Below are 14,668 nucleotides of genomic sequence, written 5' to 3' on the forward strand. Positions count from 1 at the left end.
CGCGACATCCCTCCCGACGCCCTAACGAGGACTTTCCGGACATATGTCCCAGATGCGCGGAGCGGCTGCTCAGGGGGACTGTCGCTACTTCTCCCAGCCGATGTCTTCGACCGGTCCGACGTAGAACATCCCGGCGCCGTAGTTGGCCAACCCGTGCTTGACCGCGACCATCGTCGGCCCGTTGAACAGCGGCAGGTTGGAGTACTGCCGGAAGGCCTGCTCCTCCACGTCGTTCCCGGCCCGGATCTGCTCCATCGGATCGGCGACCTGCTGCACGCGGCGGATCTGTGCGTCGATCTCCGGCGTGCCGGCGCCGGACCGGTTCAGTTGCGAATTCGCGCACCACATCTGGCACAGGTAGGCCATGCCGAAGGGATCCGTCGCGCTGAATCCCATCATGAACAGGTCGAATTCCCTGCCGACGATCACTTTGGAGAAATCGGAGGTGGGTCGGACGCCGATCGTCACCGTCACCCCGATCTGACGGAGCATGGCCTGCATGGCGCGCGCCAGATTCGTCGTCGTCGCGTCGTCGCCGAGGATCGGCAGGGACAGCGTCAACTGCTGTCCGTCGCGGCGTCGCACTCCCGACGAGTCGGCCCGCCAGCCCGCCTCGTCGAGGAGGGTCCGTGCGCGCTCCTGGTCGTATCGACCGGTCTCGCCGAGGTTGTCGCGGTACCCGGGTTGGAAGGGATAGATCAGCAGCGATCCGGGCAGATCCTCCGTGTACCCGAGCCCGGTGAAGCGGATGCGTGCCAACGTCGCACGGTCGAGGCCGCGGAACACCGCCTCGCGCACCCGGACGTCGCGCAGCGCGGGGGTGGCCAGGTTGAGCACGAGCAGCGAGTTCGCCGGGGTCGCCGACACCCGGACATCGATCCCCGACATCGTGACCACCTGGGCCCGGAAGTCCTTGCTACCGACCCCGGTCGCGTCGAGTTCGCCGTTGCGGAAGGCGTTGATCGACGCCTGCGGCTCCATCTGCCGGAAGATCCGCCGATCGAGCTTGCCCGGCTTGCCCCACCACTTGGGGTTGCGCTTGAACACGACGATCCCGGCGTTCCGGTCGTAGGAATCGATGGTGTACGGCCCGGCGCCCAATTCCGGGTGGGGGTTCTGCAGGTAGGAGCGGTTGAAGTCGTCGGCGGTGACGATCTTGGGATGCTGCAGGGTGTTGAAGAGCCCGTCCGGCCAGGCCCAGATCCCGCGGAACCGCACCACGGCCTGCTTGTCGTCGACCCCGCGCGTTACCGACTGGATCTGGTCGTAGCCGTCGGTGCTGTTGGCGGCGATGTGCGGATCGACACCGCTGTTGAGCCGCCACGTGTTCTCGAATGCCCGCCAGTCGATGGGTGTTCCGTCGTTGTAGGTCGCCCGCGGGTTGATCGTGTAGGTGACGACGGTCTGCCCGTCGACGACCTGCTTGCGCACATCGGTCAGGTAGTCGCGGTTGAAGGAGTAGCGCCCGTCGGGCGAGAAGTAGGCCAGATTCGGGTTGTACCAGCGCCACATCGAGAGCGTGTAGATCGTGCTGTCGGCCTGGAAGGCATTCCACTGCGGGGTCACCTCGGTGGTGGCCGTCGTCAGGGTGCCGCCCTGGCGCAGCTTCTCGCGCGGCTGCGGATTGATCTGTGCCTGGCCCGGTTCGAAATTGCTACCCGCCGAGAGGTCGACACCGCACGCACCGGCCGTCGCGACGACGACGGCCAGCGCGACGACGGTGCGCAGGAGACGCCGCGGCGCCGTCGGGGCCCTCATGCCGGCGCCCCGATTCGGGCCCGACGCGGATCCAGCGGCGGCACCGCCGCGATCAACTCGCGCGTGTACGGATGCTGCGGATGGTCGAAAATGTCTGCGGTGGAACCGATTTCGACGATCTCCCCGGATTTCATCACCGCGACGCGATGGGCGACGGCACGGACGACGGCGAGGTCGTGGGCGACGATCACGTAGGCGACCCCCGTCTTCTCCTGGATGTCGACGAGCAGCGCCAAGACGTCGGCCTGGATGGAGACGTCGAGGGCGGAGAGCGGCTCGTCGAGCGCGATGACCGCCGGCGACGTGGCCAGCGCCCGTGCGATCGCAAGCCGCTGGCGCTGCCCGCCGGAGAAGGCCCGGGGGAAGCGCTGACCGTCGCCGGGGTCGAGGCCGACCTGCGTCATCAGTTCCGCGACGCGCGCGTAGGCCTCGTCGCGCGATTGGCCGGCGACGCGCACCGGCTCTGCCACGACGTCGCGCGCGGTCAACCGCGGGTCGAGCGCGCCGGCCGGGTCCTGGAACACCATCGAGATCTGCTGGCGCAGCGCGCGTGCGGCCCGCCCGCGCAGCGCCGACGGATCGACGAGGTCCCCGTCGGCGTTCGCGAGCCGCACGACGCCGGGCAGTTGGGAAAAGCTCATGATCTCGTGCAGCGTCGTCGACTTGCCGCTGCCGGATTCGCCGACGATTGCCAGTGTCTCGCCCGCCGCGACGTCGAAGGACACGTCCTTGACGGCCTGCACCTCGCCGGTCCGTCGACGCAGGAACCGCGACGTGACGGCGAAGGTCTTGGTCAGGTTCTGGACCGACAGCACCGGGTGCGCCGAGCCACGGTGGTCGAGTGCCGACGAAGCTGGGTGGTCGAGTGCCGACGAAGCAGGACGGTCGAGTGCCGACGAAGCACGGTGGTCGAGTGCCGACGAGGCGCTAGCCGAGTCGGTGTATCGAGACCCCGAGTCGGTGTATCGAGACTCACGCACCGGTCCGTCGATGCGCGGCACGGCGTCGAGGAGTCGCACGGTGTACGGGTCGCAGGGCGCGTCGAAGACCTCGAGGACCGGGGCCTGCTCGACCGCCTGCCCGTCGTGCATGACGATGACGTCGTCGGCGACGCGCGCGACGACACCGAAATCGTGCGTGATGAGGACCAGTCCGGCGTCGGTCTCGCGCTGCAGCGTGCTGAGCAGGGCGAGCACCTGCCCGGCGACGGTGACGTCGAGGGCGGTGGTCGGCTCGTCGGCGATGATCAGGTCGGGTTCGTTGGCGATCGCCATCGCGATCATGACGCGCTGGCGCTGCCCGCCGGAGAGCTGGTGCGGGTAGGACTGTGCGCGGGTCGCCGGATCTGGAATCCCGACCGCGTCGAGCAGTTCGACGGCGCGGGCGCGCGCGGCGGCAGCGCTCATCGAGCGGTGGACCTGCAAGGCCTCGACGATCTGCGCCCCGACGGTGAACACCGGCGTCAACGACGAGAGCGGGTCCTGGAAGATCATCGCGATCTCGTTGCCGCGGATGTCGGAGAGCTCGTCGTCGTCGAGGCCGATCAGTTCGCGGCCGTTCAGTTTCACCGATCCGGTGACCCGCGCCGCGTCGGGCAGCAGTCCCATCACGGCCAGCGCCGACGCCGACTTCCCCGATCCCGATTCCCCGACGATCGCCAACGTGCGGCCGCGCTCGACGGTGTAGCCCAGGCCGCGCACCGCGTCGACGCGACCGGTCTCGGAGCCGAAGGCGACGCGCAGATCGTCGACCCGCAACAACGGTTCGCTCATCGTCCGCCTCCCGCCTCGGCGCCGCCGACCTCGACCGGTTCGGTGACGGTCGGGTTGGCGGCATTGGGGTCCAGGGCGTCGCGCAGACCGTCGGCCATCAGTGTCATCGACACGGTCAGCAGGGTCAGCACGCCGGCCGGGAAGTAGAACAGCCACGGCGACGCGACGATCGTCCCGACGCCCGACTGCAACAGCGAGCCGAGCGAGACGTCGGGGATCTTCACGCCCAACCCGAGGAAGGAGAGCCCGGTCTCGGTGAGCACCGTGCCGACGACGGCGAGCGCGAAATTGATGACCAGCAGCGATGACAGGTTCGGGATGATGTGGCGGGCGATGATCCGCCACGGCCGCTCACCCATGTACCGCGCGGCGACGACGAATTCGCGTTCCCGCAAGGAGACGGCCATCGAGTGCACGACGCGGGCGAGCATCATCCAGCCGAAGACGATGAGCGCCACGATGATCCAGCGCCAGTCGCCGCCGGTCTTGTTCGCCGTCATCGCCAGGATGAGGAAGCTGGGCACGACGAGCAACAGGTAGACGACGCCGAGCGTCACCTTCTCCACCCAGCCCCCAAAGAAGGCGGCGAGTGATCCGGCGACCGCCGCGATCAACGTCGTGCCGAAGGCGACGGCGAGCGCGATGATCAGCGAGCGCTGCAGACCATGCACCACCTGGGCGTAGAGGTCGTTGCCCGCGTCATTGGTGCCGAACCAGTGGCCGCGGCCGGGCGGGAAGCCGATCGCGAGGAAGTCGGTGTCGGTGTAGGAATAGCGGGTCGCCACGCCGCCGAGCACCGCGAAGGCGACCAGCAGCCCGAACAGGATCAGCCCGACGACGGCGGAGCGTCGGCGGATGAACCGCTGCCACATCAATGATCTCAACGCTGACTCCTGACTCGCGGGTCGAGCAGCACGACGGCGACGTCGGCGAGGATCGCGCCGATCGCGGTCGCCAGGGCCCCGAACGCGGCCACCGCGACGGCGCCGTGGATATCGTTGTTGCCGATCGACGTGACGAAGTAGCGGCCCATCCCCTCCCAGCCGAAGATCGTCTCGGTGATCACCGCGCCGGTGAAGATCGCCGGGATGGCGAAGGCGACGCCGACGGCGACCGGGATGATCGCGGTGCGCAGCGCGTGCTTGCGCACGGCCTGCCCGCGGGTCAAACCCTTGGCGCGCGCGGTCCGCACATAGTCGGCGTCGATGGTGTCGAGCAGGAGTGAGCGCTGCAGGAAGTGCAGCCCGGCGTACTGCGCGACGACGAGCGTGATCGTCGGGAGGACGAGATGTTTGGCGCGGTCGAGCAGGGTCGACCAGAATCCGGTGACGTCGATGCTGCGCGCGCCGGAGACCAGCACCACCGAGTGACCGGTCTTCTGGTTCACGGTGATGCCGATGAGCACGACGGCGAGTCCGATGACCGCGACGGGGATGTTGATCAGGAACACCGAGACGGCTTGGAAGAAGCGGTCGGCCGCTTGGTATTGGCGCATGGCGGTGTACACGCCGAGGCCGACGCCGATCACCGTCGAAAGCACTGTCGCGCCGAAGACGAGCTGCGCGGAAACCCCTGCGCGATAGGCGATCTCGCCGTTGACGCTGACGCCGGACGGACTCGACCCCCAGTTCCAGTGGCAGAGGATCCCGGTCAGCCAGGTCCACCAGCGGTCCAGCAGCGGCGTCTTGTCGTTGAGGTTGTAGCTGCTCAGTTGGGCGTCGACGACCTCGGGCGGCAGCGGCGGCTTGCGCGCCGCATAGTTCGACCGCGGGTCCAGGAAGGCGGTGGCGACGAAGTACGTGAGGTTGACCGCGACGAACACCAGCACGGCCCACGTGGCGATGCGGCGCGCGATGAACCCGATCACCGACCCAGCCTAGCCCGACCGCCGACTGGGCACCCCAACCCCGCTGAGCGCCGGGTCGAGTGACCGCGACGAAGGAGCGGTTGTATCGAGACCTGGGCACCCCAACCCCGCCGACTGGGCGCCTCGAGTCCGCCGACTGGGCACCCCAACCTCGTCGACTGGGCACCTCAAGCCTGCCGACTGGGCACCGTCGTCAACCGCCAGTTGACGATTCTTTGCCGTCAACCTAGAGTTGACGCATGAGCGAAAATCCAGCGTCCTTGTCCAACGTCCGACTCGACGACCTCATCAGCGCGGTGCGTACCGCGTCCGACGATCCGCTGACCCAGCTTTCGACGGCGATGACCGTTTCCGAGCACCTCGGCGACGTCGGCGACTCGTTGATCGGCCACTTCGTCGATCAGGCCAGACGTGCCGGACAGCCGTGGAGCGCGATCGGAGCGAGCATGGGCGTGACGAAGCAGGCCGCGCAGAAAAGGTTCACCCCGAAGCCCACCGACGGCGATCCGTTCGCACGTTTCACCCCGCGCGCCCGCAACGTGCTCGTGCACGCCCACGACGACGCGGTGCGCGCGCAGGCCGAGAGCATCACCCCGTCGCTCCTGGCCCGACACCTGCTCCCCGACGATCAATCGCTCGCCGTCGTCGCCCTCCGACAGACGGGGGCCGACGTCGACGGACTGCGCACGACCCTCGGCGACCCCAGCCCGGTCGAGACCACACTGTCGGCCGACGCGCGCACGATGATCCCCTACTCCGACGAATCCAAGACGGTCCTCGAGAAGACCCTCGCCATCGCACTCGAGAACGGCCACAACTACGTCGGCACCGAGCACCTCCTGCTCGCCCTTTTCGACGACGAACAGGCGGCTTCGACGCTGATCGCGCACGGAGCCGACCACGACAAGATCGACAGCGCGATAACCGAGCTTCTGAAGTCGATCTCGAATCAGTAGTCGCGCGTCAGGTGCCCAGTCGACGGGATTGAGGTGCCCAGTCGACGAGGTTTGGGTGCCCACTCGACGGGGTTGGGGTGCCCAGTCGACGGGGTTGGGGTGCCCAGTCGGCGGGTCAGCGACGCCAGGACTCGTACGAGCGGGGGTCTTCGATCGGCTCGAGATGCACGGTGATGATCAGGTCGTCGACCGCCTCGCGCAGGCGTTCCTCGACGTCCTCCACCAGGTCGTGGCCGCGCTGCACCGACCACTCCCCCGGCACCAGCATGTGCAACTGGAGGAAACGGAGATGTCCGCCGACGCGGGTGCGCACGTCGTGGAACTCGACCTCCGGCGAACGGAAGCCGTCGAGCACTCGTCCGATCGACCCGACCTCCTCGTCGGGCATCGCGATGTCCATCAGCCCGGAGGTGGACTCCTTGATCAGCCGGTATCCGACGAACAGGATGTTGATCGCGACGGCGATGGCGATGATCGGGTCGAGCCAATACCAATGGGTGATGCCGACGAGGATGATGCCCGCGACGACGCCGGCGGTGGTGACGACGTCGGTCATCAAATGCCTGCCGTCGGCGGTCAGGGTGATCGACCGGTACCGGCGGCCCGCGCGCAACAGCACGACGGCGACCACGCCGTTCAACACGGAGGCGAGCACCGAGATCCCGACACCCAGCCCGAGCGATTCCAGGTCGCGGGGATGGATGATCCGCTCGACCGCCGCATAGATGATGACCACCGCGGCGACGAAGATCATCGCCCCTTCGACACCGGCGGAGAAGTACTCCGCCTTGGCGTGACCGAAGTTGTGGTCGTCGTCGGCCGGACGGGCCGCGACACGTAGCGCGAAGAGGGCCACGACGGCGGCCACCAGGTTGACGACCGATTCGGCGGCATCCGACAGGAGCCCGACCGACCCGGTGAGCCACCACGCGCCCACCTTGAGGGCAATGGTTGCGAGAGCCGTGACGATCGACAGCCATGCGAACATCTGCAGACGGTTCCGACTCACCCAACCATTGTGGCGCATATGACCCAGATCACATCGGCATGGGCCACACTGGAGACATGCTCGACGAGATGGAGGCCGAGGCAACGGCCCTGTATGCCGACGGCGATTTCACCTCCGCCCTCGCGGAGTACTCGGTGTTGGCCGAGATCCGCGCCCGCCGCGAGGGGCCGTACTCCCCGCGGTACCTGCTGAACCTGCACGGATGCGTGCGCTGCTCCTACGAGCTGAGCCGTTGGCTGGAATGCGCCGGGCTGTGCACGGAACTGCACGGGAAGTACGTCCGCACCCACGGTCGCGCCGAGACCGACACGGTCGACGTCGCCAAGCGCTGGGCGTGGTCGTTACTGAATCTGAGCGACTACCCGGGAGCGGTGGCGATCTATTTGCAGACGGCCGACGCCCTGTGGGACTCCGACCCGATCACGGCCCGGCGACTCCTCGGCGCCCCCGCCGCCCACCTGCGCGACGTCGACGTCGCCGCTTTGACCTCATCGCTGCGCCACGGCCCCGACCTGATCTCGACGGTGCGCGAGTTGAGCGACGAAAAGACCGACGCCAACCCGTCGCTGACAGTGGACGGATTGGCGTCGGCCTCGTAGTTGTTCGTGGGGCGCCGACGAGCGGCACCGCCGGATTAGACCTTCTTCGGCAGCGTGAGCAGCGAGACGACGCTCACGATGATCAGCAGGATGCCCGCGACCCACACGAAGGTGGAGAGAGCCAGCGCCGGCCAGACGATCATGATGATGCCGGCGGCGATGGCGACGACGCCCGAGAAGATGGCCAGCCACACCGAGGTGTGACGCGACCCGGTGGTGGCGCCGAACAGGTCGCCGATGCCCTGGAAGATCCAGCCGATGCCGATGAACACGGCGAGGAACCATGCGCGGTAGTTCTCATCCCAGGCATCCATGTGCGGGTGCCACAGGACGACGATGCCGGCCCACAGGATCATCAGACCGATCAGGCCCAGCGCGAAGCGCATGCCGCCGGAGAGGAAGGTCGCGGCGAACGCCTGGTAGAGACGGAAGAGACCTGCCGCGAGCAGGGCGATTCCGAGCAGGATTCCGAGCACGTTGATGGTCGCACTCGGCCACACCAGGCACGCGATGCCGACGGCGATGCCGACGATCGCAGAGAAAACAATGGTCCCCCGGACTGCACCGACAGCAGTTTCCGGGATCTGGCGTTCGATATCAGCAATTGTCATGGCCTGAGATTAACCCAAGAACGCGCCGTTGTCTGGGCGAACTCCGTTTACTCCGCAACGATTTGGCACATACCCCCAACGCCCTTACCGCTCCCCGCCGTGGGTGTAACAAGGAACAATGGCTAATCCGAGCTTCTTCACCGAATCCGACGGCCGTCTGCACGCCACTCGCTACTCGATGAGCTTGTGGGCCAAGGGAACCCTGCACGGCCCGGCGGTCTGCGCACTGGGCGCCCGCGCCGCCGAGTCGGCCGGGGCGCGCGACGGCTTCCGGCCTGCTCGATTCACCGTCGACATGTTTCGCGCGGCCCGCTCGATACCCACGACGACCGAGGCGACGATCGTGCGCGACGGCGGCCGGGTCCGCGTCGTCCAGGTCGACATCCTGCAGCATCGGGACGACGACGATCCGGTCTGCGTCGCCCGGTCGACGACGGTGTTCCTCAAGGAGTCGGCGAATCCACACGGCGAGCGCTGGACCCCGCCGTCGACCTTCGACCCGCCACCGGCCGCCGCCGACGACTACTACCCCTTCTTCGCCGCCGATGCGACGACCACCGCCGACGGGACCCCCGTCGACACCGTGGCGTGGACCCACGACTTCAGCGCCATGCAGGGTCCGGGGCGCAAACGCAACTGGGCGCAGACGCTGCCCGTCGTGCCCGGCGAGGAGCCGTCGCCGTTCGTACTCGCCGTGACGGCAGCCGAATCGACCAGCGCCGTCGGCAATTGGGGCACCACCGGCATCGCCCTGATCAACTGCGATCTCACCGTCGCCCTCTCGCGCCTCCCGATCGGGCGCCGCGTCGGCGTCCAGGCGCAATTCCACTCCGAGGACGACGGGATCTCGGTCAGCACCACGACCATCTACGACGAAGCCGGGGCCATCGGCACCGGCGTAGCGACCGCCGTCAACAACTCCGCCGCCGAAATAAACGCCACCAATGTGACGGCCGGGGAACGTTTCCAACCGGAGTGAAGCTGGTTACGGCTCCGTCTCGAATAACGATTCGGCAACGTCGGCTGGTAACCTGCGACACATGCTTTTCCGTTCCAGCCGCGCCAAAGCCGTAGCCCTGACCGTTGCCGCCGCCACGGCGGCCGGCTTGGCGTCGGCCGTCAATGCCACCGACGCCAACGCCGTCGTCAACGGTCGCGGGACCATCGTCGCCCGCCTGACCGGCCCCGGCGCGATCAACGACACCGTCGGCAAATACGACATCATCGGCACCGACCTCGGCATCCTGTGGGACAACGGCAAGGGCGAGGTGCTGGCCGCCTTCGGCGACACGCAGTCCTTCGACGGCTGGTCGCTGCTGCGCGGACAGCTGTTCCAGCTCCGCTCCAACGCGCTGCTGCGCAGCCGTGACCGCAATCTGTCCAACGGCATGACCTTCACCGGCCACTCCGGTCCGCCCGGATACGCCAAGCGCGTCGTCAAGGCGAGCCGCCGCGAGATCACGATCGTCCCGACCGGCGGCGTCGCGGTCAACGGCAAGCAGTACATGGGCATCCAGGCCGTCAACGTGTGGGGCGACGCGGGTCGCTGGATGACCCGCTACGGCGCCCTGGCCGTCTCCGGCAACAACGGCCGCACCTTCAAGCGCGTGGTCGCGTACCGCCCGAACTACCGCGGCAACCGCAAGTTCCAGCAGGTCGCGATGATGAAGGACGGCGGCTACGTCTACGTCTACGGCACGCCGAGCGGCCGTTACGGCGCGGTCTACCTCGGCCGCGTGCCGGAGGGGAAGATCGAGAACCTCGGCGCCTACGAGTACTGGTCGGTGAACCACTGGCACAAGGGCAGCCCGACGGCCGCGACGCCGATCATGTCCGCGCCCACCGGCGAGCTGTCGGTGGCCTACAACCGCTACCTCGGCCGCTACGTCTCCCTGGCGACCCGCGACGGCGCCGTCCTGCGCACCGCGCCGCGCCCGGAGGGCCCGTGGACGCCGGGGCAGAACATCGTGCCGGCGAGCGATCCGCTCGGCGGCTACGCCCCGTTCATCCATCCGTGGTCCCTCGACGGCCCGACGATGTACTTCACCTACTCCATCTGGCACGGCTACCAGGTCTATCTCATGCGGGTGAACCTCCGCCGCTGACCGGGGCCGTACCCGGCAAGCCGGCAGACCCACAGACGAGTCCCGCACCCCAGGTGCGGGACTCGTCGCATCTGACGGTCGATCTCCACTACCCTGGTGACCCAGGTCACAAACATAGGGAGGTGCCGTGCCGAATCGGTTCCTGCACTACGGCGGCAGCAAATACATCTTGAATCGCGAGGGCGAGGCACGCCTGCAGCGCGTCCTAGAGTCGGTCTACGGCGCCGGGACCAACCACCAGTGGTTCACCCTCTACCCGGACAGTCCGACGCCGTGCAGCCTGTTGATCGCCCCCGGGGTGCCGATGTCGGTGGAGACCGAGTACGAGGTCGGCGACGACGTCGGTTCGACGCGAAGCTGACGTATCGCGCGGGTGACGCGAATGCTCGGCGCGCGGAGACTCAGCGCGGCCACATAATGACCACGACCCCGACGAGGCAGACGGCGGCACCGACGAGGTCGTACCGATCGGGGCGGAAGCCGTCGACGATCATCCCCCAGGCCAGCGACCCGACGATGAAGACGCCGCCGTAGGCGGCCAACACCCGCCCGAAATTGGCGTCCGGTTGCGCCGCCGCCACCGCGCCGTAGAGGCCGAGCGCCACCGCGCCGATCCCCACCCACAGCCAACCGCGGTGTTCGCGCAGGCCCTGCCACACCATCCAGGCGCCGCCGATCTCGAGCAGGGCGGCGACGGCGAAGAGGAGCAGTGATCGCGCCAGGGTCATGGCGCCTATCGTAGAGCCATGCGAATCGGAGCCCACCTGCGCGAAGACGAGAGTCCACTCGAGACCGCCGAGGAACTCGGCATCGACCTCTTCCAGATGTTCGTCACCGACCCCCAGGGGTGGAAGAAGCCGGAGAAGCGCGCCGACGCCGAGGCGATCGCCGCGTCGGAGATCGACGTCGTGGTGCATTCCAGCTACCAGATCAACGTCGCCTCCCTCAACAACCGCCTGCGGATGCCCTCGCGCAAAGCCGTCGAGCAGCAGGCCGCCGCCGCCGCGGAGTTGGGCGCCTTCGGCCTCGTCGTCCACGGCGGTCACCTGCGCGACGGGGAGGATGCGGCGCTCGGCTACGAGAATTGGCGCAAGTTGTTCGAGCGCCAGGCCGACAAGGGGGGCTTCGGCGTGCCGATCCTCATCGAGAACACCGCGGGCGGCGACCACGCGATGGCGCGCACCCTGGAGATGATCGAGCGGCTGTGGGAGGCCGTGGGCGATTTCGAGCAGGCCGGGTTCTGTCTGGACACCTGTCACGCCTGGGCCGGCGGCGAAGACCTCGTCGGCATGGTCGAGCGGATCCGGGCGATCACCGGCCGGATCGACCTGGTGCATTTGAACAACTCGCGCGACGAGTTCGACTCCGGCCGCGACCGCCACGCGAATCTGGCCTCCGGACAGATCGACCCCACCGTCCTCGTCGGCGTGATCGAGGCCGCCGATGCCCCCGTCGTGTTGGAGACGCCCGCCGACGGAATCCCCGACGACCTGGCCTTTCTCCGCGAAAACGCGTGACTGGAGGGATTCCTGGGGCGATTGATTGAGGTCACACAACTCTCAGTTGTCCAGGTTTGAACCGAGGGGTATTCTGAGATGGTTACCGGCGAGTAACATAGCTCTCCGCGTCACCCCCTCAGTCCCCTGGGCCGTGGCCGACACAGCCCGAGAAAAAAGGAATGCACCACCATGGGCCATTACAAGTCCAACCTGCGTGACCTCCAGTTCAACATCTTCGAGGTCCTCGGCCTCGAGAAGGTTCTCGGCGAAGGCGAGTTCGCCGACCTCGACCGTGAGACGGTCGCCGACATGTTCCGCGAGGTCGCGGCGCTGGCCGAAGGCCCGATCGCCGAGCCGTTCGCCGACACCGACCGCAACCCGCCGGTCTTCGACCCGGAGACCCACACCGTCGCCATCCCCGAGGGCTTCAAGAAGGCCGTCGCGACCTTCCAGGAGTCGGGCTGGCAGTTCAGCGGCCTGCGCGAGGAGCTCGGCGGCGTGCCGGTCCCGTCGGCCGTCAAGTGGGGCATCGCCGAGCTGCTCCTCGGCGCCCAGCCGGCCGCCTTTATGTACATGGCCGGCCCGTCCTTCGCCCAGGTCTTCTACAACAACGGCACCGACGAGCAGAAGAAGTGGGCCGAGATCATCGCCGAGCGCGGCTGGGGCGCCACCATGGTCCTCACCGAGCCCGACGCCGGTTCCGACGTCGGCGCCGGTCGCACCAAGGCCACCCAGCAGGAAGACGGCAGCTGGCACATCGACGGCGTGAAGCGCTTCATCACCTCGGCCGACTCCGACGACATGTTCGAGAATGTCTTCCACCTCGTTCTCGCCCGCCCCGAGGGTGCCGGCCCCGGCACCAAGGGCCTGTCGCTGTTCTACGTCCCGAAGGTCCACTTCGACTTCGAGACCCAGGAGTTCGGCGAGCGCAACGGTGTCTTCGTCACCAACGTCGAGCACAAGATGGGCCTGAAGGCCTCGGCCACCTGCGAGCTGACCTTCGGCCAGCACGGCGTTCCGGCCAAGGGCTGGCTCGTCGGCGAGGTCCACAACGGCATCGCCCAGATGTTCGACGTCATCGAGCACGCCCGCATGATGGTCGGCACCAAGGCCATCTCGACGCTCTCGACCGGCTACCTCAACGCCCTCGAGTACGCCAAGCAGCGCGTCCAGGGCGCCGACCTGACGCAGATGACCGACAAGGCCGCGCCGCGCGTGACCATCACGCATCACCCCGACGTGCGCCGTTCGCTCATGACGCAGAAGGCCTACGCCGAGGGCCTGCGCGCGGTCTACCTGTTCACCGCCGCCCACCAGGACGAGGTCACCGCGAATCTCGTCTCCGGTGCCGACAAGGACATGGCGTTCAAGGTCAACGACCTGCTGCTGCCGATCGTCAAGGGCGTCGGCTCCGAGCGCGCCTACGAGAAGCTGACCGAGTCGCTGCAGACGCTGGGCGGTTCGGGCTTCCTGCAGGACTACCCGCTGGAGCAGTACATCCGCGACTCGAAGATCGACTCGCTGTACGAGGGCACCACGGCCATCCAGGCGCAGGACTTCTTCTTCCGCAAGATCATCCGCGACAAGGGCCAGGCTCTCGGCCACGTCGCCGGGCAGGTCTCGGAGTTCATCTCCTCCGACGCGGTCGACGGTCGCCTCAAGGGTGAGCGCGCGCTGCTGCAGACCGCCCTGGAGGACGTGCAGGGCATGGCCGCCACGCTCACCGGCTTCCTCATGTCGGCGCAGGAGGACCCGAAGCAGCTGTACAAGGTCGGCACCGGCTCGGTGCGCTTCCTGATGTCGGTCGGCGACCTGCTGATCGGCTGGCTGCTGCTGCGCCAGGCCGAGGTCGCCCTCGCCGCCCTGGACAACGGCGCCGACGGTGCGGACAAGGCGTTCTACGAGGGCAAGGTCGCCGTCGCGACCTTCTTCGCGAAGAACATGCTCCCGCAGCTCACGTCGACCCGGGCCATCCTGGAGAACATCGACAACGACATCATGGAACTCGACGAAGCCGCGTTCTGATCGTCGTATCAACCCGAATCGGGCCCGACACCGTCACGGTGTCGGGCCCGATTTCGTACGGGGGTAGCCGCTACCGCTGATTCGCGGCGGTCAGTACTGAGGCCAGCAGACCCGGGTAGGCGGCGTCGACGTCGTCGGTGCGCAGCGCGTACCGCGCGCATCGCCCGTCGGGAAAGCGCTGTACGACACCGGCCTCCCGCAGGATCTTGAGGTGGTGGCTGGCGGTCGCCTTGGTGACGGTGTCGTAGAGGTCGACGCAGGCCTGCGGCTCGTCGGCGTTGAACAATCGCCGGGCCATCTCCAGGCGCACCGGGTCGGCCAGCGCGTTCAGGATCGCGTGGAGATCGGCGACGGCGGTGTCCGGCACGTCGATCTGTGCGTTCGTCACGGTCTCACACTCCGATAATCGTTTGATGTGCGTCGAACAATGAGCTAGTCTCGACATCACTGTTCGATCATTGTCAAAC

General features: G+C 67.6%; 15 protein-coding genes. 7 read left to right on the plus strand and 8 right to left on the minus strand.

What is annotated here, in order from left to right; genetic code table 11:
* Window positions 1-84 precede the first annotated feature (84 nt).
* From HUN08_RS16700 to HUN08_RS16715, 4 genes are read right to left on the minus strand one after another with little or no spacing between them, the layout of a single operon-like run.
* Window positions 85-1,758: an ABC transporter family substrate-binding protein gene (locus HUN08_RS16700; RefSeq protein ID WP_124248072.1), complete on the minus strand. Its 1,674-nt coding sequence runs from the start codon at window positions 1,756-1,758 to the stop codon at window positions 85-87.
* Window positions 1,755-3,530, minus strand: coding sequence for an ABC transporter ATP-binding protein (locus HUN08_RS16705; RefSeq protein ID WP_124248073.1), 1,776 nt, complete (start codon window positions 3,528-3,530; stop codon window positions 1,755-1,757). The genes HUN08_RS16700 and HUN08_RS16705 overlap by 4 nt, the downstream gene beginning before the upstream one ends.
* Window positions 3,527-4,402: an ABC transporter permease gene (locus HUN08_RS16710; RefSeq protein WP_301547011.1), complete on the minus strand. Its 876-nt coding sequence runs from the start codon at window positions 4,400-4,402 to the stop codon at window positions 3,527-3,529. Before HUN08_RS16710 ends, HUN08_RS16705 begins: the two co-directional genes overlap by 4 nt.
* Before the next feature lie 8 nt (window positions 4,403-4,410).
* Window positions 4,411-5,397: an ABC transporter permease gene (locus HUN08_RS16715; protein ID WP_124248075.1), complete on the minus strand. Its 987-nt coding sequence runs from the start codon at window positions 5,395-5,397 to the stop codon at window positions 4,411-4,413.
* Between the two features lie 239 nt (window positions 5,398-5,636).
* Between HUN08_RS16715 and HUN08_RS16720 the strand changes: the two genes are divergently transcribed.
* On the plus strand, window positions 5,637-6,353 hold the full coding sequence (locus HUN08_RS16720) for a Clp protease N-terminal domain-containing protein (protein WP_124248076.1): 717 nt from the start codon (window positions 5,637-5,639) through the stop codon (window positions 6,351-6,353).
* A gap of 115 nt (window positions 6,354-6,468) precedes the next feature.
* On the opposite strand, the gene HUN08_RS16725 is transcribed toward HUN08_RS16720, so the two are convergent.
* Window positions 6,469-7,341 carry a cation diffusion facilitator family transporter gene (locus HUN08_RS16725; protein ID WP_124248098.1) on the minus strand — a complete coding sequence of 291 codons (873 nt, stop codon included), beginning with the start codon at window positions 7,339-7,341 and terminating at the stop codon, window positions 6,469-6,471.
* 77 nt (window positions 7,342-7,418) lie between these two features.
* Between HUN08_RS16725 and HUN08_RS16730 the strand changes: the two genes are divergently transcribed.
* Complete coding sequence (locus tag HUN08_RS16730; RefSeq protein ID WP_124248099.1) at window positions 7,419-7,961, plus strand: hypothetical protein; 543 nt, start codon at window positions 7,419-7,421, stop codon at window positions 7,959-7,961.
* 35 nt (window positions 7,962-7,996) lie between these two features.
* On the opposite strand, the gene HUN08_RS16735 is transcribed toward HUN08_RS16730, so the two are convergent.
* Entirely contained in the window at window positions 7,997-8,572 is a 576-nt protein-coding gene (locus HUN08_RS16735) for an HdeD family acid-resistance protein (RefSeq protein ID WP_124248077.1), read from the minus strand.
* Between the two features lie 118 nt (window positions 8,573-8,690).
* Between HUN08_RS16735 and HUN08_RS16740 the strand changes: the two genes are divergently transcribed.
* The 3 genes from HUN08_RS16740 (at window position 8,691) to HUN08_RS16750 (ending at window position 11,038) form a co-directional block, all read left to right on the plus strand.
* On the plus strand, window positions 8,691-9,551 hold the full coding sequence (locus tag HUN08_RS16740; RefSeq protein ID WP_124248078.1) for an acyl-CoA thioesterase domain-containing protein: 861 nt from the start codon (window positions 8,691-8,693) through the stop codon (window positions 9,549-9,551).
* Between the two features lie 61 nt (window positions 9,552-9,612).
* Window positions 9,613-10,677: a DUF4185 domain-containing protein gene (locus HUN08_RS16745; RefSeq protein ID WP_124248079.1), complete on the plus strand. Its 1,065-nt coding sequence runs from the start codon at window positions 9,613-9,615 to the stop codon at window positions 10,675-10,677.
* Between the two features lie 127 nt (window positions 10,678-10,804).
* Window positions 10,805-11,038: a hypothetical protein gene (locus HUN08_RS16750; protein WP_124248080.1), complete on the plus strand. Its 234-nt coding sequence runs from the start codon at window positions 10,805-10,807 to the stop codon at window positions 11,036-11,038.
* 40 nt (window positions 11,039-11,078) lie between these two features.
* On the opposite strand, the gene HUN08_RS16755 is transcribed toward HUN08_RS16750, so the two are convergent.
* Window positions 11,079-11,405 (minus strand): YnfA family protein, encoded by a 327-nt coding sequence (locus HUN08_RS16755; protein ID WP_124248081.1) that lies wholly within the window; start codon window positions 11,403-11,405, stop codon window positions 11,079-11,081.
* A gap of 18 nt (window positions 11,406-11,423) precedes the next feature.
* On the opposite strand from HUN08_RS16755, the gene HUN08_RS16760 reads away from it, so the two are divergent.
* Window positions 11,424-12,194: a deoxyribonuclease IV gene (locus HUN08_RS16760; protein WP_124248082.1), complete on the plus strand. Its 771-nt coding sequence runs from the start codon at window positions 11,424-11,426 to the stop codon at window positions 12,192-12,194.
* Window positions 12,195-12,365: 171 nt separating this feature from the next.
* Window positions 12,366-14,201: an acyl-CoA dehydrogenase gene (locus HUN08_RS16765; RefSeq protein ID WP_124248083.1), complete on the plus strand. Its 1,836-nt coding sequence runs from the start codon at window positions 12,366-12,368 to the stop codon at window positions 14,199-14,201.
* A 70-nt stretch (window positions 14,202-14,271) separates the two neighbouring features.
* On the opposite strand, the gene HUN08_RS16770 is transcribed toward HUN08_RS16765, so the two are convergent.
* Window positions 14,272-14,589: a helix-turn-helix transcriptional regulator gene (locus HUN08_RS16770; RefSeq protein ID WP_301546780.1), complete on the minus strand. Its 318-nt coding sequence runs from the start codon at window positions 14,587-14,589 to the stop codon at window positions 14,272-14,274.
* Window positions 14,590-14,668 lie beyond the last annotated feature (79 nt).

The sequence above is a fragment of the Gordonia sp. X0973 genome (assembly GCF_013348785.1).
Classification (GTDB): domain Bacteria; phylum Actinomycetota; class Actinomycetes; order Mycobacteriales; family Mycobacteriaceae; genus Gordonia.

Coding starts and splice junctions, on each gene's coding strand:
- HUN08_RS16700 (WP_124248072.1), bottom strand. CDS start 1,758: ATGAGGGCCCCGACGGCGCCGCGGCGTCTCCTGCGCACCGTCGTCGCG.
- HUN08_RS16705 (WP_124248073.1), bottom strand. CDS start 3,530: ATGAGCGAACCGTTGTTGCGGGTCGACGATCTGCGCGTCGCCTTCGGC.
- HUN08_RS16710 (WP_301547011.1), bottom strand. CDS start 4,402: ATGTGGCAGCGGTTCATCCGCCGACGCTCCGCCGTCGTCGGGCTGATC.
- HUN08_RS16720 (WP_124248076.1), top strand. CDS start 5,637: ATGAGCGAAAATCCAGCGTCCTTGTCCAACGTCCGACTCGACGACCTC.
- HUN08_RS16725 (WP_124248098.1), bottom strand. CDS start 7,341: ATGTTCGCATGGCTGTCGATCGTCACGGCTCTCGCAACCATTGCCCTC.
- HUN08_RS16730 (WP_124248099.1), top strand. CDS start 7,419: ATGCTCGACGAGATGGAGGCCGAGGCAACGGCCCTGTATGCCGACGGC.
- HUN08_RS16735 (WP_124248077.1), bottom strand. CDS start 8,572: ATGACAATTGCTGATATCGAACGCCAGATCCCGGAAACTGCTGTCGGT.
- HUN08_RS16740 (WP_124248078.1), top strand. CDS start 8,691: ATGGCTAATCCGAGCTTCTTCACCGAATCCGACGGCCGTCTGCACGCC.
- HUN08_RS16745 (WP_124248079.1), top strand. CDS start 9,613: ATGCTTTTCCGTTCCAGCCGCGCCAAAGCCGTAGCCCTGACCGTTGCC.
- HUN08_RS16755 (WP_124248081.1), bottom strand. CDS start 11,405: ATGACCCTGGCGCGATCACTGCTCCTCTTCGCCGTCGCCGCCCTGCTC.
- HUN08_RS16760 (WP_124248082.1), top strand. CDS start 11,424: ATGCGAATCGGAGCCCACCTGCGCGAAGACGAGAGTCCACTCGAGACC.
- HUN08_RS16765 (WP_124248083.1), top strand. CDS start 12,366: ATGGGCCATTACAAGTCCAACCTGCGTGACCTCCAGTTCAACATCTTC.